This window comes from Microbacterium pseudoresistens (assembly GCF_013409745.1).
GTDB classification, from domain to species: domain Bacteria; phylum Actinomycetota; class Actinomycetes; order Actinomycetales; family Microbacteriaceae; genus Microbacterium; species Microbacterium pseudoresistens.
Genome location: NZ_JACCBH010000001.1, coordinates 2302511 through 2325766 on the forward strand (window position 1 = coordinate 2302511; position 23256 = coordinate 2325766).

Annotated in this window: 19 protein-coding genes and 1 tRNA gene; 7 read left to right on the plus strand and 13 right to left on the minus strand. The window is 70.3% G+C overall.

Features of this window, described 5'->3' with window-relative positions:
* Window positions 1–48: 48 nt before the first annotated feature.
* Entirely contained in the window at window positions 49–1359 is a 1311-nt protein-coding gene (locus BKA02_RS11325; RefSeq protein ID WP_179434113.1) for a hypothetical protein, read from the plus strand.
* Here the strand turns inward: BKA02_RS11325 and BKA02_RS11330 are convergent.
* The 4 genes from BKA02_RS11330 to BKA02_RS11345 are packed head-to-tail and all read right to left on the minus strand — an operon-like array spanning window position 1240 to window position 3651.
* Complete coding sequence (locus tag BKA02_RS11330; RefSeq protein ID WP_179434115.1) at window positions 1240–1785, minus strand: hypothetical protein; 546 nt, start codon at window positions 1783–1785, stop codon at window positions 1240–1242. The two genes, BKA02_RS11325 and BKA02_RS11330, sit on opposite strands and share 120 nt — an antisense overlap.
* Window positions 1782–2330 carry a hypothetical protein gene (locus BKA02_RS11335; RefSeq protein ID WP_179434117.1) on the minus strand — a complete coding sequence of 183 codons (549 nt, stop codon included), beginning with the start codon at window positions 2328–2330 and terminating at the stop codon, window positions 1782–1784. Before BKA02_RS11335 ends, BKA02_RS11330 begins: the two co-directional genes overlap by 4 nt.
* Entirely contained in the window at window positions 2327–2959 is a 633-nt protein-coding gene (locus BKA02_RS11340; RefSeq protein ID WP_179434119.1) for a DUF4352 domain-containing protein, read from the minus strand. Before BKA02_RS11340 ends, BKA02_RS11335 begins: the two co-directional genes overlap by 4 nt.
* Window positions 2960–3012: 53 nt before the next feature.
* On the minus strand, window positions 3013–3651 hold the full coding sequence (locus BKA02_RS11345; protein ID WP_179434121.1) for an MBL fold metallo-hydrolase: 639 nt from the start codon (window positions 3649–3651) through the stop codon (window positions 3013–3015).
* Between the two features lie 143 nt (window positions 3652–3794).
* On the opposite strand from BKA02_RS11345, the gene BKA02_RS11350 reads away from it, so the two are divergent.
* Window positions 3795–3867: transfer RNA gene (locus BKA02_RS11350), tRNA-Glu, on the plus strand.
* Between the two features lie 118 nt (window positions 3868–3985).
* On the opposite strand, the gene BKA02_RS11355 is transcribed toward BKA02_RS11350, so the two are convergent.
* The gene (locus tag BKA02_RS11355; RefSeq protein WP_370467900.1) at window positions 3986–5146 is read right to left on the minus strand and encodes an IS481 family transposase; all 1161 of its coding nucleotides are present in this window, start codon (window positions 5144–5146) and stop codon (window positions 3986–3988) included.
* 321 nt (window positions 5147–5467) lie between these two features.
* On the opposite strand from BKA02_RS11355, the gene BKA02_RS11360 reads away from it, so the two are divergent.
* Genes BKA02_RS11360 through BKA02_RS11370 form a run of 3 tightly spaced genes read left to right on the plus strand, consistent with a single transcriptional unit; the run spans window position 5468 to window position 11839 of the window.
* Complete coding sequence (locus tag BKA02_RS11360; protein WP_179434123.1) at window positions 5468–9139, plus strand: carboxypeptidase-like regulatory domain-containing protein; 3672 nt, start codon at window positions 5468–5470, stop codon at window positions 9137–9139.
* The gene (locus tag BKA02_RS11365) at window positions 9136–9552 is read left to right on the plus strand and encodes a hypothetical protein (protein ID WP_179434125.1); all 417 of its coding nucleotides are present in this window, start codon (window positions 9136–9138) and stop codon (window positions 9550–9552) included. The genes BKA02_RS11360 and BKA02_RS11365 overlap by 4 nt, the downstream gene beginning before the upstream one ends.
* 25 nt (window positions 9553–9577) lie before the next feature.
* Entirely contained in the window at window positions 9578–11839 is a 2262-nt protein-coding gene (locus BKA02_RS11370) for an alpha-glucosidase (protein WP_179434127.1), read from the plus strand.
* Between the two features lie 31 nt (window positions 11840–11870).
* On the opposite strand, the gene BKA02_RS11375 is transcribed toward BKA02_RS11370, so the two are convergent.
* The 3 genes from BKA02_RS11375 to BKA02_RS11385 are packed head-to-tail and all read right to left on the minus strand — an operon-like array spanning window position 11871 to window position 16040.
* Entirely contained in the window at window positions 11871–13493 is a 1623-nt protein-coding gene (locus BKA02_RS11375; protein ID WP_179434129.1) for a GMC oxidoreductase, read from the minus strand.
* Window positions 13490–14401 (minus strand): YegS/Rv2252/BmrU family lipid kinase, encoded by a 912-nt coding sequence (locus BKA02_RS11380; protein WP_343045398.1) that lies wholly within the window; start codon window positions 14399–14401, stop codon window positions 13490–13492. Before BKA02_RS11380 ends, BKA02_RS11375 begins: the two co-directional genes overlap by 4 nt.
* Before the next feature lies 1 nt (window position 14402).
* Window positions 14403–16040, minus strand: coding sequence for an FAD-binding oxidoreductase (locus BKA02_RS11385; RefSeq protein WP_179434131.1), 1638 nt, complete (start codon window positions 16038–16040; stop codon window positions 14403–14405).
* 26 nt (window positions 16041–16066) lie between these two features.
* Here BKA02_RS11385 and BKA02_RS11390 point away from each other — a divergent pair, with 26 nt between their 5' ends.
* On the plus strand, window positions 16067–16672 hold the full coding sequence (locus tag BKA02_RS11390; protein WP_179434133.1) for a TetR/AcrR family transcriptional regulator: 606 nt from the start codon (window positions 16067–16069) through the stop codon (window positions 16670–16672).
* Window positions 16669–18228 carry an FAD-dependent oxidoreductase gene (locus BKA02_RS11395; protein WP_179434135.1) on the plus strand — a complete coding sequence of 520 codons (1560 nt, stop codon included), beginning with the start codon at window positions 16669–16671 and terminating at the stop codon, window positions 18226–18228. Before BKA02_RS11390 ends, BKA02_RS11395 begins: the two co-directional genes overlap by 4 nt.
* Before the next feature lie 22 nt (window positions 18229–18250).
* On the opposite strand, the gene BKA02_RS11400 is transcribed toward BKA02_RS11395, so the two are convergent.
* From BKA02_RS11400 to BKA02_RS11420, 5 genes are all read right to left on the minus strand, one after another.
* Window positions 18251–19561, minus strand: coding sequence for an acyltransferase family protein (locus BKA02_RS11400; RefSeq protein ID WP_179434137.1), 1311 nt, complete (start codon window positions 19559–19561; stop codon window positions 18251–18253).
* Between the two features lie 10 nt (window positions 19562–19571).
* Window positions 19572–20870: an MFS transporter gene (locus tag BKA02_RS11405; protein WP_179434139.1), complete on the minus strand. Its 1299-nt coding sequence runs from the start codon at window positions 20868–20870 to the stop codon at window positions 19572–19574.
* A 30-nt stretch (window positions 20871–20900) separates the two neighbouring features.
* Window positions 20901–21446 carry an ArsR family transcriptional regulator gene (locus tag BKA02_RS11410; protein WP_179434142.1) on the minus strand — a complete coding sequence of 182 codons (546 nt, stop codon included), beginning with the start codon at window positions 21444–21446 and terminating at the stop codon, window positions 20901–20903.
* A gap of 69 nt (window positions 21447–21515) precedes the next feature.
* Window positions 21516–22625 (minus strand): DUF4349 domain-containing protein, encoded by a 1110-nt coding sequence (locus BKA02_RS11415; protein WP_179434144.1) that lies wholly within the window; start codon window positions 22623–22625, stop codon window positions 21516–21518.
* Window positions 22622–23092 carry an RNA polymerase sigma factor gene (locus tag BKA02_RS11420; protein ID WP_343045399.1) on the minus strand — a complete coding sequence of 157 codons (471 nt, stop codon included), beginning with the start codon at window positions 23090–23092 and terminating at the stop codon, window positions 22622–22624. Before BKA02_RS11420 ends, BKA02_RS11415 begins: the two co-directional genes overlap by 4 nt.
* Window positions 23093–23256 lie beyond the last annotated feature (164 nt).

The window sequence follows — 23256 nt, forward strand, 5'->3', positions numbered from 1 at the left end:
GCGGTGTCGGGAGTCGGGCCCGGCGCGACTCCCGATAGCGTGGGCGTCATGATCCGGATGCTGCGCACCGCGGGCGTGGTGCTCGTGCGTCGCTGGCCCGCGCTGCTCGCCTGGCTGCTGGCGGGCATCCTCGGCCGGTACCTCGCGATCATGCTGGCGAGCTTCGTCGCCCAGTGGTCCACCTATCTCGGCGCCCTCCTCGTTGGCCTCGGCGCGCTGGCCAAGCTGCTCAGCTTCGTGGCCATGTTCCTCGTGATGCGCTCGGAGCTCGAGACGCTGGGCGCCCTGGCGCCGACGCCTGCCGATCCGCGTCGTCGCCGGAGCTTCTTCCTCGACGCCGTGATGACGGCGACCGTGCCGTTCCTGCTGTTCTACGAGATCTGGGGATACCTCGACGAAGACTGGATCGACTACGCGCGACGCGTCACGGAGCTCTGGCTCGGCGGTGCCGGAGGAGAGGATCTGCCCGACATCTCCGTGCTCGGCGCGAGCATCCCCGCGATCGTCACCGCCGTCGTCGCCTTCGGCCTGCGGTGGGCGTGGGCGCGCCGCCGGGATCGCCTGCCCCGCTGGACGCAGTGGCCCGCGGTGCTGTGCGAGGTGCTGTGGACGTACCTCTTCGTGCTGATGCTCGATGATGCGCTCGCCGCCGTGTGGAACTGGATCCAGACCCGGGTCGTATTCGGCTGGATCGGCGATCTGCGCTCCTGGCTGGGCGAGGTCGCCGCCCCCGTGGCACAGGTGTGGACCTCGCTCGAGGAGGTCGGCGGCGATGTCATCGAGCTCGTCGCCCTGCCCTTCGCGTGGATCACCATCGCCGGCGTCGTCTACGGCGTGGCGATCGAGGCGGCGCGTCGCCGACGCAGACGGCTGCGGGCGATCGAGGCCGCGCGCCGCGGCTGGGACCGCATGCCCGTCGTCGTCCGCCGCGGCGCGACAGGGCTGTGGGAGGAGCTGACGGAGCGCGTCGTGCCGATGGGCAAGGCGTTCACCCTCGCCCTGCGTGCCGGGCCGGTTCTCGTAGGTGCGTACGTGCTCTGCTACAGCGTCACCCTGCTGCTGGAGCAGCTGCTGCGCGGCGGCATCATCCGCGTCGTGGGCCCGCACGATCTGCAGACCTTCTGGCAGGTCGCCGACACGATGCTGTTCGTTCTCATCCCGCTGATCGTCGAGCCGGTGCGCCTGGCTATCGTCGCCGGGGCGTACGACACGACGCTGGAGCATGTCGTGATCGAGCGTTCATCCGAGCGGGAAGCGCAGGAAGCCGGGGCGGATAACGGCGACGTCGACGTCGAGAGCGAGCGCCCCGGCATCGGCGGGCACGACATAGGGGATCACGAGTTCGAAGGGCGCGGCTGAGTCGTCGGGGCATTCGGTGACAGCGTCGGCACCGCGGGGCATGAGAGAACCGGACGCCGCGGACCATTCCCGATGCTCGCCGTCGAGTTCGCGCAGCACCGGATTGCGGCACCCGACGGCATCCTGCAGGGGCTCGACATCGAGGCGCACGAGCAGCACACGGGTACCTTCCGGGACGTCGCGGTCCACCCGGGCGGTGATGTCGGTGATCTCCGCGCCCGCCCACTGAGCGCCTGCCGTCACCTCGCCCACCGAGACCTCGGACGGGAACACCGGGCGATCCTCGAAGCGCGTCCACCATTCGCGGGCTCCGATCACCCCGAAGGTGAGGGGCACGAGTAGGGCGAGGGCGATGAGCGCGACCCGGTTGCGCCGCCACCACGAGGGCGGACGGCGGGGCGGGAGGATGTTCCCGGCCGCGCTCATGACCGGCCTTCGTCGTCGAGTCGCAGCTCGGGCATCGCGTCCAGCTCGGCGAGGTCGACCTCCACGGAGAGCAGGCCGTCTGCGCGGGTGTCGGCGAGCATGGCCCCGAGGTCGACGCGCACGTGCTCGCCGCGTGCGGACTCCGGCAACTCGAACACGAGCACGCCTCTCTGCGGGATCCCCGCAGAGAGCGGTTCGTCGAGAAGCGAGTCGATGCGCTCCGTGGCGCGGTACTTCTCGCCGCCGGGGCGTTCGAGCTCGGCCCACCGCAGCGATTCGGGCGCGGTCGTCGCCTCGAGCTCCAGATCGAGCACGAGCCAGGTGCCTTCGGCCGTCCAGCGGCCGAAGAGGAGGCGATCAGTCAGGCGCACGTCGATGAGGGTCCCGGCGAGCGAGCGCGTGGACACCTGCTCGCCGAGCGGCATCGTCGTACGAAACGGCTGCTCGGTCTGCGCATCCGTCGGGGCGATGGCGACGGCCAGCCACGCGAGGACGAGTAGTGCGGCGCCCACTGCCCAGGGGAGGACCCGACGCATCACGGTCATCGGTCGACCTCGCCGCCGGCATCCTCCACGACGACGCGCATGGTCGCGCCGGGGGTAGTGTCCTTCCACGAGACCCCGGTCGCGATGACCGACAGCTCGTAGCGATGCGGATCGAGCACGAGCACCTCGAGCTGTTCGTCATCGACGATGCTCTGCAGCACATCGCGGGGCACGGCCCACGCCATCATGAGGCGGGTGGGGAGGCCCGGTTGCAGCCACGGATTGCGGGTGCCGTCGTCGATGCGCGAGATCCGCGGATCGGCGTCATCGCCGAACGCGGGAATCGTGAGCGTGGGAGCCAGAGCGGATGTCGTGGAGAAGGCCTCGTCGGAGACGTTCTCGACCTCGACGGTGATCGCGAGCACTCGTTCGCCGTCGTCGGGGCGCACCCCGCTCGCCTCGTTCTCGTCGGCCACCACGGCGTGGTCGATGCGCACGGAGAAGCGATCGTTCGTGTGCACGTCACCCTGCTTCAGTGCGGGGATCTCGCTGGCGGTCGCGGGCTTGTCGGCGAAGCCGCCCGAGAGCGCCACCGCGGCCACGAGCGTGAGCACCGCCGCACCGATGACGACGAGCAGAGGCGTCCAGGAACGGCGCGCATGCGCTCCGACCGGTGTGACATCCCCCACGCGCGCCAGTCTATGACGGCGGCGCGCGTCGTTCGCAGTGGGGAGAGCCCGCGTCAGCTCGGCAGCGCGTCGCCGGGCTCGAGCTCGAAGAACTCGCCGCCGTTCTGCTCGGTCGCCCACCGCAGGCGCTGGCGGTGCATCCCGCGGCCGAGGACGGACAGCGTCATGTCGTGCGTGCCGAAGGCGCGGCGAGGGCGCACAGCGAGCACGAAGTCCATCGCGTCGCCCACGCGCAGCCACGGCGCACCGAGGGGCGCGGCGAGCACATCCACCTCGACTCCCTCTGGGACGGCGTACGAATCGCCGGGGTAGTACAGCTCGTCGTTGACGAGTACGCCGACGTTCTCCACGACGGGCAGTGAGGAGTGGATGACCTCGTGCATGCCGCCGAAGAAGCGCAGTGTGAAGCTGCCCGCCGTGATCGTGTCGCCGGGCTCGACCGCCTGCACGGAGAATCCCTCGGCGAGGGCCGCCACGGCAGGCGGCCCGTAGATCACGGCGTCGGGCGCCGCATCGAGGATGCGCTCCAGATGCTCCGGAGTCCAGTGGTCGGGGTGCTCGTGCGTGATGACCACGGCGACGAGGTGCTCGAGGTCTTGGAGCGGGATCGTGAACGAGCCCGGATCGATGATGATCGTCTCGCCATGATCCTCGATGCGGAGAGTGGCATGTTCGTGCTTCGTGACGCGCATGAGATGAGTCAACCGCGTCGTGACGGACAGGGCAAACATGCCCGACACTCCCGGTAGCCCTGAGGGGCGCGTCGATTTGGCGCGCTCCGAACCGTCATGGCATACTTGAACGGTTGTCGCGAGGCGGAAACGCTGAGTAAGACGGCCCCATCGTATAGCGGCCTAGTACGCCGCCCTCTCACGGCGGTAACGCGGGTTCGAATCCCGCTGGGGTCACGATGTCCTGAGTCGCGACATAGTTTACGAACTGGTCGCGGCTCAGGGCTTTTTTGTTGTGTGGGGTGTTGACGTGTGACGCGGGGTTGGTGAGTCGGGTCATCGTTGACGGTGGGGGTCACGGGTTCTTGGCCTGGTAGTTCTTGTCGGGGTCGATGGTGAACTCGGCGATGATTTCTCCGGTGTTCATGCTGCTGACGGTGACGTCGCGGTTGTGGGTGAGTAGGAGCACCGGGGTGCCTGAGTGAGCGCGGCCGATGCCGAGGTGGCGGATCTGGCCGGCGTAGCGGAGGGTGACTTTCCCGTGCTGGTCGACGGTGTCGGTGCGGGAGCGCCATTCGGTCGTGTCGGTGGTCGTGGTCGGGGTGGCTTTCGGGAGCGCGGTGTAGGCCTGCTCGGGGGTGCGGCCTGCGAGCGCTCTGTGGGGGCGGGCGGTGTTGTACCAGGTCTGGAACTGTGCGAGCCGGGCGGCGAGGTCTTCGATCGTGTCGGGCAGTGGGCGTGCGGTGAGCCAGCGTTTGAGTGTCCGGTGGAAGCGTTCGATCTTCCCCTGGGTTTGCGGGTGACCGGGGCGGCCGTTTTTCTGAGTGATGCGGTGCGCGGTGAGGAGTTTCTCGAATCCGCCACGGGCGCCTTTGAAGCGGGCCAGGCGGGTGGTGAACACGAGGCCGTTGTCGGTGAGAGTCGAATACGGCGGCCCGTAGCGGGCGATCAGCTCGGTCATCGCGGTGACGACCATCGGGCCTGTGAACGCCGCCGCGGGCCGGATGTCGAGCAGGTAGCGGGCGTGGTCGTCGAGGAAGTCGAGGATCTCGACGCGGGTGCCGTTGGCGAGGAACCAGTGTGTGATGTCGGCTTGCCAGCATTCGTTGGGCAGATCGGCTTGGAATCGGATGTAAGAGCTGCGGGGGCGTTTGTGGGGTGCGGGGACGATGAGGCCGGCGTCGTGCAGGATCCTGCGGATCGTGGACGTGGATGGTGATCGGTGGCCTTCCTGCTCGAGGTACCAGGCGATCGTGACCGGCCCGGCGTCGGCTCCGGAGTGGGTCAGGTCGCTGCGTAGTTGGACGATCCGGTCGCGGATTGCGGGCGGGGTGGTGCCGGGCCGGTTCTTCGGGGCCCGAGAGCGTGGCGCGAGTCCGTCCGGGCCTTCGGCTTCGTAACGGTGCACGAGGGTGTGTACCCATTGGCGGGTCACCCCGAAGCGCGCAGCGGCTTCAGCATGGGTCAGGCCTTGATCGGTGACGGCGCGGACGATGACGAGATTCTTTGGTTTCACCCGTCAACGATGACCCGACTCACCGGTCAACGATCATCACCGGCAGAGCGTCGACGATGACCCGACTCAGGTGTCAACGATCACGAGCACGATCCGCGCGATCATCTGTCAACGATGTCCTGAAACCAGACACCGCTGGGGTCACGACGACATAGAGAGCCTCCGGACCAGACCGGAGGCTCTTTCTTTTTGCTCCGGCCCCGTCCGGGTCGCATCTGCGAGGCCCCTCGATTCTGAGGATAACCTGAGCATCTGGTTATACTCGTCTGGGTGCCGGGCCGAGGCTGAGGGAGGCCGACCGGCGCCAACCCAGGGGGATCCATGAGGTCGAAGTTCGCGGCCGCGTTCGTTGCAGCGCTGTTGATGATCGCATTGCCGGGGGCCGCGAACGCCGCGGTACCATCGACATCCGTTGCGGCGGAGGGCCTGACGGCGACGCCCGAACCTCGCGTCGACCCGAATGCGACGGCACACCCCGAGGCCACTCCTGCACCGGTGCCAAGCACGGCGCCGACCGAGACGCCCGCTCCGGTTCCGACCGCTGACCCCGAACCCTCGCCGAGCCCGGAGCCGACCGTCGCCCCGGAGCCCGACCGCAGTGACCCCTCCTCGCCGGCTCCGCGCTCGATACAGGCGCCCCGCGCGAAGGTGACCCCCTCCGACGAGGCCGCGGGTGCGAGCGTCTCCGGCACCGTGACGAAGGACGGCGGACAGCCGATCACGGGCGCTGACGCGCTCCGCGTCACGCTCGCCACGCCCGAGGGCGAGACGATCGACGCCCTCAGCAGCTCTGACGGCTCCTACTCGTTCACCGGCATCACCGCTGCTGCGGTCGTGGTCGGATTCGAGTCGAGCACAGGCCAGCTGGTCCGCGAATACTTCGACGGTGCCGATCGCATCACGTCGGCCACCGTGCTCGATTTCACGGATGACCCGACCGGCTCGCGCACCGCCGATGCCGATCTCGATTCGGCGGGGTTCATCTCCGGCACCGTCACCTGCGGCAGCGGCGATTGCCCGTCCAACAGCGTGACCGTGCACGCGCGACCGCTGGCCAATGGCGGCTGGAGCGGCTCGGCCAACGTTTCGGCAGACGGTTCGTACACGATCACCGGGCTCGCGGCTGGTGATCACGCCGTGGAGTTCGCCTCGACATCGTCGTACATGGGCGAGTTCTATGACAACGTCTGGAACAGCGCCGAGGCCAGCATCGTCAGCGTCACGGCCGGCGCCACGGTCAGCGGCGTCGACGCGCAGCTCGCTCCAGGAAGCACACTCCGAGGTCACGTCACTCGGGCCGACGGGGGCTCCTTTGCCACCAGTACGGTCGTCGTGTACGCATCGCCGATCGACGGCGAAGGACTCGATGTCAACATCCCCGTGGCATCCGACGGATCCTATGAGCTCACCGGCGTCGCCCCCGGAGACTACCGCGTCTACTCACTCGCGGATGACAACTCCACGAACCTGCTCGGCGGCTACTATGGCGGTTCGGACTGGGACACCGCCACGACCGTGACGATCCCCTCGGACGCGCCGATCGAGCGCAACGATCTCGACCTCACCATGGCCCTGGGCAGCGAGCTGCACGGTACTGTCGTGCGCGGCGACGGCGAGCCTTGGGGCGCATCGACGCCGGCTGTGTCGCTCTTTGAACTCGGCACCTCCGGCTCCGGGGGCACCCCGGTAGAAGCCGACGGCAGTTACGTCATCCACGCCATCCCTCCCGGTGACTACACGCTGAAGTTCCACGGTGTGAGCGACGGCGGTGTGATGTGGGGCGACCAGTGGTACAACGGTCAGATCACTCCCGACAACGCGGAGACGATCAGCTTCACCGAGGCCACGACTCTGACGGGCTACGATGCGACCCTGACCCCTGCCTACCCGATCTCGGGCACAGTGACGCTCGACAACGGCGCCGCCATCCGCGACCACGCGATCTTCACCACGCTGGAGACGCGCAGCGGCAGCACCGTGAGCTTCGGCGAGGTTCGTGTCGACGGGACTTTCGAGTTCACGAACGTGCCCGAGGGCGAGTACACCGTGAGATTCAGCGGAAATGATTGGGTGCGCGGCGCGTACTACGGCGGTGCGGAGTGGGTCGAGGACGCGACTTTCTTCGTGGTCGACGGTGCCGCGGTCACCGGCATCGACCAGGTCCTCGCTGCCGGTGTGCCGCTGTCGGGCACCCTCACCCGCTCCGACGGGGGACCCATCACGGATAACTCCGTATACGTCTGGGCGTACGACAGCGATTACCAGACCGTCGCCGGCGACTGGGTCGGCATCGGCGGCACTTACACGATTCCCGCGCTGCCGGTCGGCGAATACCGCCTCAACTTCTCTCCGCAGAGCAGTTCGCCGTTCCTCAGCGAATGGTACGACGACGCGCGCGACTTCTATACGGCCACCCCCGTGAGCGTCTCGGACACCGACACGCCGATCACGGGGATCGATGCGGAGCTCCTCGTCGGCGGTGAGATCCAGGGCACTGTGCGCGGCCCGGATGGCGAGCCGCTCGCAGACGTATCGGTGAACGCCTGGTCCGCGAGCGCGGCCATCGGCTCTTACGCATCCACGGATGAGAACGGCGAGTACACCATCGTCGGGGTTGCTCCCGGCGAGAACCAGGTGAACTTCTACGCGCCGTGGGGCTCGGGGCTTCTGAGCGAGTACTACGACAACGCACGCGATCCCGATGACGCCACCATGGTCGTCGTCGATTCGAGCACGCCCGCCACCGGCATCGATGCGCAGCTCGAGCAGGGCAGCTCGATCAGCGGTCAGGTGACTCTGCCCGAGGGTGACTATGCCGACTGCCGCATCCAGATCGCGCTGGTCGACGCATATCCCGACCCGAACCAGCAGTCGGGGGACAGCGGCGGCCACTGCGTGCCCGAGGACGGAACGTTCTCGATCAACGGCATCGCCCCGGGCGACTACAAGCTGCGACTGTTCGACAGCACGGGCGACCCGGCCCTGGCGACCGTCTGGTATGACGCCGCCAACTCGCGCGACGGCGCGCAGGTGATCACGTTCGTCGAGGGCGAGCCCACCGATCTCGACGGCATCGACTTCACCATGGTGCCTGGCGGCAGCGTCGAGGGCACCGTGTCGCGCTCGGACGGCGGGCAGGTGCGTCAGTTGACCGTGGACGCGCTCGACGCGGAGACCGGCGATGTTGTCGCCACCGGGTGGATTCCGCAGGTCGACGGTTCCTTCACGATCACGCGACTGCCCTTCGGGGACTACGTGTTCCGCACGTCCGCTCCGGGACTGCCGGACGCGTGGCACGGCGGCGACTCGCGCGAATCGGCCACGGTCGTGACGATCTCGAGCACGACGACGCTCACCGGCATCGATCTGGCCTTCGGCCAGGCCGTGGCCACGGAGCTCTCTGTGCTCAGCGGCGGCGGAGAGCAGGTTTCCACGGGACAGACGTTGAAGCGCCCGATTGTGCTCGCCACGGATGGCGACGGCAACGCCGCCTACGGGCAGACCGTTGAGTTCGTCGTATCCGGTCCGGCCGCCTTCGCGGATGGCACCACCGAAGCCACGGCGACGACGAACAGCGCAGGCCAGGCCGCCGCCCCCGTTCTCATCGCGGGCGGCGAAGCGGGCGAGGTCGTCGTGACTGCTCAGGTGCGCGGCGTGCCGGACTTGCTCGTCACGCTCCCCGCGTCCACGGTCGTCGAGGTTGCTGCGGATGCGTTGACGGCCGACATCACCACGGAGATCACCGTCACCAGCGGTCGCGCAACGCTGCTCGTCGACGTGACGAACACCAGTGACACGCCCGTCTCGGTGCGCATCACGACGCCGTACGGCACGCGGTACATCGCCGATGTCGCGGTGGGTGCGAGCATCCAGCGCAGCTTCGCCTGGGTGCTGCCGACCATCGCCGACGGGACGCTCACCGTGCGTTTGACCGATACCGCGCAGAACATCAGCGTCGACATCCCCGTCGACTACGAAGGGAACGAGGCATGACTGACACTGCGCAGACCACTCCGGGTGAGGGCGGGGGCGTCAGCCGCCGTGCCGTCATGCGCGCCGGCGTATGGAGCGTGCCCGTCATTGCCGCCGCCGTCGCGGTCCCGGCTCGCGCCGCGAGCGCCGGTGATGTCGCACGGGTGGAGTTCGAAAGCAACGACGTCATCGACGGGGCGTTCCCCTACATCTTCCTGTACGACGCGAACGACATCGGTGTGGAGGGGGTCGACGTGACCTTCACGGTCGTCTCGGGTCCGGTCGAGATCGATGGCGGTTCGATCGGTACGGCCACGAGCTTCACGGGAGGGGCAGTAGCGTTCCCGGGATACACCACGGGAACCGGGACCGCTGTGATCACCGTGCAGGTCGGGAGCCTGCCCACCCTCACCTGGAATCTCACGATCAGCTGATCCGTTCCACTGCTCTGATGTCTCTGTGACCAGGTCCGCTCCGGCATCTGCTTCGCGCCGACGTCTCGGACGTCGGTTCGCGTTCTCCGCCCTCGCGCTGTTGGCGGTCGGCCTTCTCGTCGGCGGCGTCTTCATCGCCGTCAAGCTGCCTGCGGCCTCCACGTCGCTGACCGATCCGCCGCGTGGCGACCTATCGGTCGACGCGCAGGCACGGGGCCAGTGGCGCGTCGGTGACTTCTCGGTGACGCTGGGTGCGGCGTTGACGGTCACGCACCCTGAGGCGGCGGTTCCGGTCTGGGAGACGGCGAGCGGCGACGCCTTCCTCAGCGCTGCCGAGGGAGACGCGGCCTTCATCGACGACCTCGGCCTCCTCCGCGTGCACGACGCACCGGCGTATGCGTGGGCGGATCAGACGGTCTCAGCGGCCCGGCTCGATCGCGACGTGCTCGTGCTCGCCGGCACGCTGGGCGACGATCTCGGCTGGGAGATGCGCCTGCGCGAGGGCGATGTCGGGCGACTGGATGTCGACGTCTCGGTCGATGATGCCGCGAACCGCATCTTTCTCAGCGCTGCGCTCGATGCCGACGAGGGCGTGCACGGCTTCGGCGCGCAGACGGCGGCGTGGGATCTGCGCGGTCAGCGCATCCCGCTCATCCCGCGCGAGCAGGGCATCGGACGCGGCGAGCAACCGCTGTCATTCCTCGTCGACCTCGCCGCGAGCGCCGCGGGAGGCCAGGACACGACCTACCTCGTCAGCGGCGTGAACGTCACGGATCACGGCAGGAGCATGGCGTACACGGGCACCGGCATCGCGGTCGTCGATCTCCGTCCCGATGATCGGATGATCTGGGAGGTGTGGTCCGCGGAGGCCTCGTTCTCCGTCGCTGCAGCCGACACACCGCTGGCAGCGCTGGAGATCCAGTCGGAGGGGGTCGGTGCCGCCGATGCGCCGCCGGCGTGGGTCTCCGACGGATTGATCGCCGGGTTGCAGGGCGGCACCGATGAGGTGCGCGAGCGTCTGGCGACCCTGCAGCAGGCGGACATCCCGGTCACGGCGGTATGGCTGCAGGACTGGGTGGGGCGACGCACGACCTCGTTCGGTGACCGCCTGCAGTGGAACTGGGTGCTCGATCGCGAGCAGTACCCCGGCTGGGAGGGGCTCGTCTCCGACCTGGCCGACGACGGCATCCGCGTGCTCACCTACGTCAACGCCTTCCTCTCGGAGGACAGCGGAGCCGCCTCGGCGGCCCGTGGCGACCGCGACCTGTACGCCGAGGCCGCCGAGCTCGGATACCTCGCTCTGGACGAGCATGGGGACGTGCTCGATGCAGACCAGCACGGCTTCACGGCGGCGAGTGTGGATCTGTCCAACCCGGATGCGCGCGAGTGGTTTGCGCAGGTGATCGCCGATGAGGTTGCCGGGGTCGGTGCGACGGGATGGATGGCGGATTTCGCCGAAGGTCCGCCTCCCGAGGCGCAGCTGTTCGGAGGCTCGGGCATCGAGTGGCGCGTGCGCTGGCCCGTGCTGTGGCAGGAGGTCAACCGCCGTGCCCTGGAGATCGCAGGGTTGCAGGACGACGGCTTGGTCTGGCACCGCAGCGGGGGAACGGCCTCGGCGGGAACGGCCGATGCGCTGTGGATGGGCGATCAGACGCAGGACTGGTCGCGCGAAGACGGTCTGGCCTCCACCATCACGATGACGCAATCGCTGGCGGCCACGGGCATGGCCCAGGTGCACGGCGATATCGGCGGCTACACGAGCATCGCGGTGCCGATCATCGGCGACGTGGCACGCGACGACGAGCTGCTGCTGCGCTGGGCCGAGGCGTCACTGCTCCAGCCCGTGTTCCGCACGCACGAGGGCAATCGTCCCGACGCATCCGCCCAGCCTGCGGAGGACCCGGAGCTCGCCGCGCGGCTCGCCCCGCTGCTGAGGGCTTTCGTCGCGCTCGGTCCGGAGCGTGAGCGGCTGGTAGCCGAGGATCCACTGGGGGCGAGCGCGCAGCATCCGTCGATGCTCGAGCCCGACGATCCGCTGCTGGCGGATGCCGACGGCGAGTTGCGACTGGGGCCGGATGTGCTGCTCGCGCCCGTCGTCTCGGCCGGCAAGGACGCGGTCGACGTCGTGCTGCCCGCGGGCGAGTGGCGACTGGTCTGGACGGGGGAGACGTTCGGCGAGGCCGGATCCTCGACCACGGTCACGGTGCCGGCGCCGCTCGGGCAGCCTGCGCTTCTCGTGCGCGTGGGCACGCAGGTCGATGACGAGCTCGCGGCGCTGCGGCGCTGACGGCATCGCCCGCGAGTGCTGTTCCCGGGAACTATCCCTGCGCGGGCCTGGCGTCCTCCTCGCCGCGCACAGGCCAGTGCGAGAGGGCGCGCTCGGCCATCGCGGTGATCGTGAGAGAGGGGTTCACGCCCGGATTCGCGGGTACCGCCGAGCCGTCGACGACGTGCAGGCCCGGGTAGTTCCACACGCGGTGGTACGCATCGACGACGCCGTGCTGCGGGTCGTCGGAGACGATCGCCCCGCCGAGGAAGTGCGCGGTCATGGGGATGCCGAACACCTCGGGCCATGATCCGCGCGCGTCGGCCCGCACTCCCGTCTCCTGCGTCATCCGAGCAGCGATGGCCCTGGAAGCGCGATGTGCTCCGGGGAGGTAGGTGGGGTTCGGCTCGCCTTCGCCCTGTGCGCTGGTGAGCATCCTGATGCCGAAACGGCGCGTGAGCGAGAGGGTCAGTGAGTTGTCGACGGTCTGCATGACCAGGGCGATGATGCTCCGCTCGCTCCATCGCCGCGGCGTCGCCAGGCGCAGCGCGCGCAGCGGGGCGCGGAGCGTGCGGCCCAGCAGCGACCCGATCCGCGCGGGCCACGGGCGGTCGCCGTTCACCAGTTCGGTGGCGAGCACGCTCATGGCGTTGGAGCCGGGGCCGTAGCGCACGTTCTCGACGTGCGTGCGTTCGTCGACGTGGAACGACGTGGTGATGGCGACGCCCTCGGCGAGCCCGGCATCGCGCGGCACGCGCACCGTGGTCGCCCCGTCGAGGGCTTCGGAGTTCGTGCGCGTGAGCGTGCCCAGTGCAGGGGAGAGGCGGGGGAGGGAACCGGCGCGCAGCCGGTGCAGGAGGTTCTGCGTGCCCCACGTGCCCGCCGAGAAGATCACCTGCTCGGCCGTGACGGTGCGGGTCGTGCGGATCCACGATCCGCTGCGCTTCGTCGTCACGGCGTATCCGCCACCGGGCAGTGGGCGCACGTCGACGACGGTGCGCAGCGGCTCGATGGTCACCCCGCGCCGCTCGGCGAGGGCGAGATAGTTCTTCATCAGCGTGTTCTTGGCTCCCACGCGGCAGCCGACCATGCAGTTGCCGCACAGCGTGCATCCGGTGCGCTCGGGGCCCTCGCCGCCGAAGAACGGATCGGCGGTGCGCACGCCCGGAATGCCGAGGAACACGCCGACCGGGGCATGGCGGAACGTGTCGCCGACGCCGAGGTCTTCTGCGGCGCCCTTCATGATGCGTTCCACGGGGCCCGTGTGCGGGTAGTGCTGCACGACGCCGAGCATGCGCGTCGCCTCGTCGTAGTGCTCGTCCAGCTCGCCGCGCCAGTCGTGGCCCTCGGGCCAGTGCGCGTCGGTGAAGAACTCGTCTCCGGGCCGGTACAGCGTGTTCGCATAGTTCAGCGATCCGCCGCCGACGCCGGCGCCCGCGAGCACGAGCACGTGCGGCAGCTTGTGGATGCGCTGGATGCCGAAGCAGCCCAGCGCCGGCGCCCACAGATAGCGGCGCAGGTTCCACGAGGTCTTCGCGAAGTCGTCGTCCTCGAAGCGGCGCCCCGCCTCGAACACGTGCACCCGGTAGCCCTTCTCGGCAAGGCGCAGCGCGGCCACCGAGCCGCCGAACCCGGATCCGACGATCACGACGTCGTGGTCGAACGCATCGCTCATGCGCGCCTCCCCGCGGGGAGCACGATGCGCAACGCGCCGGGCAGGATGCGGATGCGCACGGTGCCGCTGCCCACGCGCTCCCCGTCGGCGTAGACGAGCAGATCGGGCGCCGACACGGTCACCTCGCGCACGGGGCGCGAGCTCGCCTCGGGCAGAGCCAGGTGCGTGCCATTGAGCAGGCGCGGGAAGAGCCGCAGCAGCCGCAGCCGGCCGAGCGGGGCGACGCGCACGACGTCGAGCATCCCGTCCTGCGGGTCGGCGTCGGGGCACACCGGCATCCCGCCGCCATAGCTGCGGGTGTTGCCGACGGCGACGAGCGTGCCCGCCGCGGGTTCGGGCGCCTCGCCGTCGAAGGCGATCGTGAAGGCCGTGGGACGCAGGCGCAGCAGCTCGATCACCAGCGCGAGGTAGTACCTCGCCTTACCGCGGGGCCAGCGCAGGCTGTTCGTGCGCTCGCTGACCTTGGCATCGAAGCCGAGTGCCGCGATCGTGAGGAACCGGCGCGATCCTTCGGGACAGATGGCCTCGCCCACGTCGAGCGAGGCCGTTGCGCCGTGCACGATGAGGGCGGCGGCGTCCGCGGCGGCTTCGGGCGAGCCGTACGGGATGCCGAGCGCGCGGGCGAGGTCGTTGCCGGTGCCTGCCGGGATGAGCGCGAGGGGGATACGCGCCGCCGCGGCCTCGTCGACCACGGCAGCCAGGGTGCCGTCGCCGCCGACGAGCGCGATGAGATCCGGGCCGGATGCGATCGCCTCGGCCATGAGCCGCCGCGTGTCGTCCGCCGACTCGCCGGTCAGGCGCCGCGGTTCGACGCCCAGCTCGCGCAGCCGCGCTTCGGCCGCATCCGCGGCGGCGGCTCCCCGCCCGCGCCCGGCGGCCGGGTTGGTGATCATGACGACGTCGGGCACGTCACTCCGTCCCGGTCGTCGCTGCCGACCCGGAGGCGACGGGCAGCAGCGCCCCCGGGTTCATGATTCCGGTGGGATCGAGTTCGTCCTTCACAGCCCGGAGGATGCGCATCCCTCCCTCACCGATCTCGCGGGCCAGCCACGGGGCGTGATCCCGGCCGATGCCGTGGTGGTGGCTGAGGGTGCCCTCGTGGGCGAGCAGGGTGTCGTTGACCCGCGCCTTGATGCGCTGCCAGCGCTCGAGCACGTCGGCCGGCAGATTGCCGACGATCGTGAAGTACAGCGCGGCGCCCGTGGGATAGATGTGCGAGACGTGGCACATGACCAGGCACTTGCCGTCTTCGGCGGCGAAGCCGGCGCTCAGCGCATCCGTCACCGCCTCCTTCAGCGTCGGGATGTGCGACCAGGTCGTGGCGGTTTCCAGCGTCTCGCAGAACGCGCCGTGATCGAGCAGCGCATCGCGCAGGTACGGCGCGCCGAAGCGGCCCTTCGCCCAGTCCTCGGCCGGTGCGGCGCCCGTCGAGCGCCCGCCCGCCGCGGAGAGCACGGCCGCCGTGCGGTCGTGGCGCTCCTTGGTGATGCCCGCAGGGCCCTCGAACACGGTCACGGCGCTGCAGCCCTTGGAGAGCGCCTTGCCGATCCTGCCGTGCTGGGCCAGCCCGATCCCCGTCTCCGTCTCATCCGACAGGCGGATGACGGTCGGGCCGGTGCCCTGCTGCGCCACCTGGCGGAGCGCCTCGATACCGGTGGCGAAATCGGGGAAGGTCCACCCCTCGTAGCGGCGCTCCGCCGGGGTGCGATGCACGCGCAGGCCGAGCTCGGTGATCACGCCGAGCGTGCCCTCCGCGCCGACGAACACGCGCAGGAGGTCCGGCCCCGCCGCCGTGCCCGGAGCTCCGCCGAGCACGACCTCGCCGGTGGGGGTCGCCGCGCGCAACGATGTGATCATCGTGTCGAAGCGGCCGTATCCGGCGGAGTTCTGCCCCGACGAGCGCGCCGAGGCGAAGCCTCCCAGGGTGGCGTAGAGGAAGCTCTGCGGGTAGTGGCCCAGCTCGAAGCCCCGCTCGGCGAGCAGGCGCTCGGCCTCGGGCCCCGTGGTGCCGGCGAGGAACCGCGCCTCGCCGTTGACCTCGTCGAAGGCGAGCAGCCCGCTCAGCCGGCGCACGTCGAGCGCGACCACGGCTCGATGGGCGCCGCGCTCGGGGTCGAGGGCACCCACGACGCTCGTGCCGCCGCCGAACGGCACGACGGCGAGCGACGCGGCGGCGCAGTGCGCGAGCAGCGCCTGCACCTGGGCGTGGTCGGCGGGCGACACCACGGCATCCGGAGCCGTTTGCGCAGTCTCGCGGCGCCGCAGCAGGTCGGGCGTCGATCGTCCGCCGGCGTGCCGTAGGCGCGTCTCGTCGTCGGTGTGCACGGCGTCGTCGGACAGCGCGCGGAGCGTGGCGAGATCCTCGTCGTCGAGCCGTGACGGCGGGACGACGACGTCTGCGAGCGCCGCGGCCGGAGCCGGTTTGCGCACGCGTCCGACGACGGTGGGCAGCAACGCGCGCACGGCGAAGGGCAGGTCGCTCGCGAGGGCGGGATCGCCCCATCCGTTCCAGCGCGTTGTCGCGGCGGGTGTGGATTCGGAGGTCATGCGTTACAGTGTGACACATCATGCAAATGTGTCAATCATCGACCGTCGCGGATCAGGAGATCCGGCTGCCCACGTGGGAAGCCCCCGAGGCGGCGTTGCTCGACACCGCCAGCGGCATCATCGCGGCGCAGGGAACGGCGGCCCTCACCATCGCCGCGCTCTCGCGGGAAGCGGGGGTCAGTCGCCCCACCATCTACCGCCGCTGGGGGAGCGCCGACGAGATCGTGCGGGCCGCGCTGCTGCGCAGGACCGTCGGCGTGATCGCCCGGCTGGATCCGATCGCCGCCACGCGTGCCGAGATCGTCGCCGACGTGCTGCGATTCTCCGAGCTGTTCCGCGCGGATACCGTCTTCGCCCGGCTGCTGCAGCGCGAGCCCGAGGCGTTCACTCAGTACAGCATGGAGCGGCTCGGATCCAGTCAGCGGATCATCCTGCACTGGCTCGCGGTCGCGATCCGCACGGCGCAGGACCATGGAACGGTGCGCCAGGGAGCGCCCGACGACCTGGCCGTCATGGTGCTTCTCATCGCCCAGTCGGCACTGCTGTCGCACCGCGCGGTCGCCGCGTTCCTCGACGGCGAGCGGGAGCGCAACGAACTCAGCCACGCGCTCAACGGATACCTCGCGCCGTGAGCCGCGCACGCCGCCCCGTCGCCGAGCCGTCGACGTCGCCCCACCTGAACGCCGCGCGACGCTCACGCGAGCTGGATGCGGTCGCGGCAGGCACCGACATCGACCTCCTTGTCATCGGCGGCGGCGTGACCGGGGCCGGCGTCGCCCTCGACGCCGCCTCCCGCGGGCTGTCGGTGGTGCTCGTGGAGGCGCACGACCTCGCGTTCGGCACGAGCCGGTGGAGTTCGAAGCTCGTGCACGGCGGCCTTCGCTATCTGGCGTCCGGCGACATCGCCGTGGCCAAGGAGAGCGCCGACGAGCGGCACCTGCTGATGACCGCGATCGCACCGCATCTCACGCGTCCGCTGCCGCAGCTGCTGCCGTACGCACCGGGCATCGGCGTGCGCCAGAGCGTGCTGGCGAGCACCGGGATGCTGCTGGGCGACCTGCTGCGGCGCACCGCGCGCACCCCTGCATCCGTACTGTCCGCCCCGCACCGCATGACCTATGCCGAGGCGGCGGCGTCGTTTCCCGCGCTGCGCCGCGAGGGCTTGCGCGGCGGCATGGCCAGCGTCGACGGCCAGCTCGTCGACGACGCGCGGCTCGTGACCGCCATCGCCCGCACCGCCGCGTCCTACGGCGCTCGTGTGCTCACGCGGGTGAGGGCGCGCGAGGTCTCCGGCGACGGCGCCCTGCTCGAGGATGTCCTGTCCGGCACCTCTCAGCGCATCCGTGCCCGTGCGGTGGTCAACGCCGCGGGCGTGTGGGCGGGTGAGGTCGACTCCGGCATCCGGCTCCGGCCGAGCCGCGGCACTCACATCGTGCTCGATGCCGAGACCCTCGGCTTTCCCCGCGTTGCGCTCACCGTGCCGCATCCCGGTTCGATCAGCCGCTTCGTGTTCGCGCTGCCCGTGCAGCTCGGGCGGGTGATCGTCGGCCTCACCGATGTGGACGCCCCGGGCGCGATCCCCGATGTGCCCCGGCCGGAGGACGACGAGGTCGACTTCCTCCTCACCACGCTCTCGAGCGTGCTGGAGCATCCGCTCACCCGTTCCGACGTGCGCGGTGCCTTCGCGGGGCTGCGCCCGCTCGTCGACAACGGCGAAGACTCGACCGCCGACATCTCGCGCAAGCATCACGTGGCCGTCTCCGACGCCGGAGTCGTGGACGTGCTCGGCGGAAAGCTCACCACCTACAGGCGTATGGCGCAGGACGCCGTCGATCTCGCCTGTCGCCATGCCGGTCTCGCGGATTCCGGATGCATCACGCCGCGCATCGGGCTCGTGGGCGCCGCCGGGGCGACGGCGACGGATGCCCCCGCGAGCCTGCGCGCCCGATACGGCGGCGAGGCCGCAGAAGTGCTCGCGGCCGGAGGCGCACGCGGCGCCGAACGTGTCGCTCCCGACATCGACGTGACCCGTGCCGAGGTCGCCTTCGCCGTGCGCGCCGAGGGGGCGATGGACGCCGGAGATGTGCTTGACCGCCGCACCCGCATCGGCCTCGTCCCTGAGGACCGCGCCGCCGCGGAGCCCGTCGTGCAGGAGATCGTGACCGAGACCCTCGCCTCGCTCGCCTGACCGAATAGCCCCCCGCCCGGAGTCAGCGACGCAGCCGCAGTGCGCCGCCGAGGGCGAGGGCGGCGATGGTCGCCATGAGCGCGGCGGCGGCAAGGGGGAAGTCGAGCCCCCAGGCGGTGATCCCCAGGATCGGGATGACGAACACGACCACCGCGGTCGTCGTCGCCCAGTACCAGGTGCGATCGGACAACGGCGGCGCCTTCTCGAACCGCACCAGCCACAGCGAGAGCAGCCACACCGCGGCCAGCACGAGGAGCAGGAACGGAACCCGCGTCCACCACCACACGGCGCTGCCGGGGGCCGGCATCGGGATCGGGAGAAGCAGCTCGATCCCGATCAGCACCATGACCATCGGCAGATGCCACAGATACACGGTCATCAGGCGCGAGCCGATGAGGAACACGAATCCCTGCGCGGCGCGCGTGCGCATGATCGCGGTCAGCGGGCGGTGCAGCAGCGTGAGACCCGCCGCCTGTACTACGGCGAGCACGGCGAGAGGCGCGGTCGGCGGCCACTGGTTGGTGAGCATGTTCCACGAGTAGCCGCCGAGGGATACGAAGCCCCACACGAGGAGGTAGCCGGCGACGATGAGCGCGAGCAGCTGCCAGATGCGGCGCCGACGGAACCAGCCGTCGTAGAGGAAGAAGCCGACCTGCTGGGCGAACAGCCACACGAACAGCACGTTCGGCACGCCGAACAGCTCCTGGCCGAGGCCGTACTTGCCGAACTCGATGGGCTGGACGGCCAGGAGACCCCCGACCACCGAGAAGCGGAGCGTATCGACGAGCACGGCCCCGGCGAACAGCGCCAGCGGCGCCCACAGGCCGACGCGGGCATGCAACCGGATCATCCACGGCGCCAGCGCCTGTGCGAGCAGGTAGGCGGCGAGGAACCACAGCGGAGAGCCCACCCCGATCGCCACCGTCTCCACGAGCTCGGGGGCCAGACCCGACAGGCGCACGGCGCCGAGCACCACCGTGAAGAAGACGAACACGGGCAGCGCGGGGCGGGCGAGGCGGACGAGGCGTAGCCGCACGAAGTGATCCTCGTCCTCACCGCGGCGCTGAGCGGAGCGCCAGCCCGCGCACGCCGCGAACCCGCCGACCACGAAGAACAGCGGCATGATGTTCGCGATCCACGACGCGGCGTTGAACCACCCCTCGCCCTCGACGGTGCGCTCGATCACGAGGGCCCCGTCGGGCCCCTTGCCGACGCCGGAGAACAGGATGTGCGCGAAGACCACCAGCACGACGCAGACGACCCGCACGAGATCGAGCGTGAGATCGCGATCGGCCGGGATGCTCTTCTGCGCGGCGGCGGTGGGGGCGCTCATCCGCCCGACTCTATCCAGTCGGGGCGTCGCTTCGCGGCTCCGGCGCCGTGCTGTGGACGGCTGTCTCGCGCAACGACATCGTGCGGAAGAACGGTCGGGACAGGGGCAGCGTCATCAGAGCCGCCATCGCGCCGCCGTAGACGGCGAACGGAACCCAGAGCGGAGCGACCGCGGCGAGCGCGCCGAACGCGGCCATGGCCAGCGGCATCAGGCAGTCGTCTCCCAGCCGGGTGATCGACGACATCCGCCCGAGGTGATCCGGCGCGACCGTGCCGGCGAAGGTGGCGCTGAGCAGCACCGAGGCGAAGCCCGCGGTCAGACCGATGAGCAGGCATCCCGCACCCACCGCCCACGGCGAGCCGACGCCGAGCAGCACCACCGCGAGCCCCTGCACCAGCAGCGCCTGGAACCCGGCGAGCGCCTCGCGGCGCGGCCGCCAGCGCAGCACGACGACGGAGCCGATCATCGCGCCGCCGCCGATCATCGCCTCGAAGATCCCCACGGATCCCGCACCCCAGCCCTGTGCGGTGGCCTGCAGGGCGATGCCGATCGCGACCGCGGGGCCCGAGGCGAGGTTGAGCCCGGAGAGGGCGATGACGAGGATGCGGGTGGCGGGGTTCTCCCGCAGGTGGCGGAACCCCGCGGCGACGTCGTGCAGCACGGAGTCCTTGCCCGCGGTGCGCGGCAGCACGAAGCGCGGCCTGAGCCACAGGGCGAGGAAAGCGATGACCACGACGTAGGCGACCGCGTTCACCGAGGCGCTGCCGCCCAGGCCCGAGGCGGCGACGAGGAACCCGCCCACCGCCGATCCCGCCAGGGTGCCCAGTCGGGAAAGCGTCTGGCTCAGCGCCGAGTACGTCGGCAGATCGGCCGGACGCACCAGGCGCCGGGGGATCGTGCCCGCGGAGGGTTCGAAGAAGGCATCGCACACGCCGAACGCGATCGTGGCGACCAGCAGCATCGCGACCGTGGGAGCGGCCGTGAGCGTCCACGCCGCCGCACCCAGGAGTACGGCCGTGCGCAGCACGTTGACGATGATCATGACTCGGCGGGCGTCCGTGCGATCGGCGATGGCGCCGCCCAGCAGGAGCACGAGCGCACGGGGGATCGTGCCGGCCGCCACGACGAGCCCCGCCACGGCGGGCGAAGCGATCTGCACAGCCGTCCAGGCGACGGCGATGGTCCACACGGCGTCGCCGGCGTCGGAGAGCGCCTTGACCACGAGCCAGGCGTGCACGAGGCGGTCGCGGCGGAACGGCGGGGGGATGCGCAGCGCCTGCGGTTGCGCGGGTGCGTCTGTGGTGCTCATGGAGGATTCCGTGCTCATGGGTGGTGCCGATCAGATCTCGGTGGGGAAGCCGTGCGCGAAGAAGAACACCGGCTCGCGGTGCCGGCCGTCACCCGTGTCGACGGCGTCGCGCCATTCGTCGAGGGTGCGGGTGACGCGGGCCTGGAGGTCGCGCAGCTCATCCGGCGTCGCCCAGCCGATCGTGTCGGTGCTGAACGCCTGGTACTCGGCGATCTCGTCGTCGGGGCGGCGCCGGTACCGCTGCAGACGCTCGATCTGCCCGCGGATGTTCTGCCGCTCCGCCTCGCGGGCCAGCAGAGCGTCGGCAGGGGAGTCATCGAAGTCGGCACTCGACCAGCTGAGCTTCTCCCGCGACAGCGTCCACCAGCTCGCCCTGCCGTCGCCGTCGGGGGCATCGGCGCGCTCGACGACGGCGGCACGCTCCATCATCCGCAGGTGATGGCTGATGCTGCCCACCTGCGCATCCAGCCCACGGGCGAGCACCGTGACCTGCGAGGCGCCGTGCAGTCTCAGGTAGTACAGGATGCGGCGGCGCAGCGGATGCAGCACGGCGGTGATGACGGAGATCTCTTCCACATCGCCCACGCTAAGCGGGGATGTTCAACTCCACAAGAGTTCTTGTATACCCCGGAATCACGCGGAAGATCAGGTGTTTGGGCGCGCCTCGTCACGCGTCCGCGCACCTAGTCGTGCCCGCCGGACGCGCACGACCGCCCAGACGATGGCGCCGACGACCGCGGCGGCGGCCAGCCAGGGAACGAGGAACCCGAGCACGATGACGAGCCCGTTCAGCGCGGCGAGGAACCCGGCCCATCCCGCGGCGACTCCTTCGCCGAATCCGGTCGGATCGGCGCTCGCGGCCGGCGGCGTCTCGGTGAGCGAGACGGAGAGCGACGACATCGCCACCTGATCCTCGAGGTCGTCCAGCTGCTGCCGGTAGCCCTCCAGCTCGGCCTGGCGGTCGGTGAGCGTGGACTCGGCCTCGAGTAGGTCGGCCACGGATCCGGCCTGAGCCATGAGTTCCGTCAGTCGCTGCACCGAGGCCTCCGCCGCGGAGATCCGCGCCCGCAGGTCGACGGCGCTGCCGGTCACGTCGGTCTCATCGACGCTCGTGGACAGCACGGTGCCGATGCCGTCCAACACCGTCATGACCTCGACGAGGTCGGCGGCGGGAACCCGGACCGTCACCCAGCCGCTGCCGCGAGGGCGTACGGCCGAGTCGGTCGGGGCGGCGTCGTCGGAGCCGATGCGGAGCGACTCCACACGCCCGCCGTGCTCGGCAGCCAGCGCCGTGATCGCATCCGCCGCCGTGCGGAGTTCGTCGACGCGCAGGGTGGCCGAGCCGTTGACGATCACCTCGCGTGTCGCCGCGGCCGGAGCCTCGGCGACCGATCCGGCCGCGCCGCCGCCCATGTCCGCCGATTCGCGGGAATCGTCGCCGGTCACGAGATGCCAGCCCGCATTCGGACTCTCCGACGCCGCATCCGCGCCGCCGGCCGCGGCGCCCAGTCCGTTCAGCGCCGCCGGCGTCACCACGACGCCCACGGCGAAGGCTGCGGCGACCCCGGCCGCGGTGAGCCAGCCGCGACGTCGCGCTCGCGCCTTCGACGGCGATGCGGGTCGTGCGGCCCGGCGCTCGCCTGCGATGCGTTCGAACACCGCCTCTTCGATGCGTGCGATGCGCTCCTCCGACAGGGCGGGCAGATCCGGCCCTTCGGGCCGGTTCCCGGCAGGGGGGCGTGCGTCGGTGTTCATGCGGGCTCCGTCTTGGTGACCGTTCCGCGCAGGCGGGTGCGCACGCGGGAGAGACGATTGCGGATCACGGCGTGGCTGACGCCGAGCTCTTCGGCCGCCGCACCGTAGGCGTAGCCCTCGGTCGCGCACAGGCGGAAGATCTCGCGATCGAGTGCACTCATGCCGCCGAGTTCGTCGGCGATGCGGGCCGCGAGCTCGGCGGTCACGACCTGTTCCTCGACATCGACGGGATCGGGGATGGTCTCATCCGGCGCCTCGGTCGTCCTTGCTCGATCGCGGCGGATGCGTCGCAGCCGGTTGGCCGACTGGAAGCGGCAGATCGTCGCGAGCCACGGCAGCAGTGAGTCACCCGCGAGCACGAGGCCGGGAAGCTTGCGCCAGGCGACCACGAAGGTCTCCTGCACCACGTCCTCGGCCTCGCCGGGATCCTCGAGGATGCCGTGGGCGAGCCAGTACACCGGGCGCACGTAGGCGGTACAGCGTGCGGAAGGCGTGTTCGCTCCCGTTCACCGCCTGCGCGACGAGCACCGCATCCGACGCGTTCGTCATGTTCGCACCGCCCCCGTCATCCTGCTCCGATCGCTGTCCGCTGGAATCGCCCCTCGCTCTGAGAGTGTCGCGTGCAGACGAA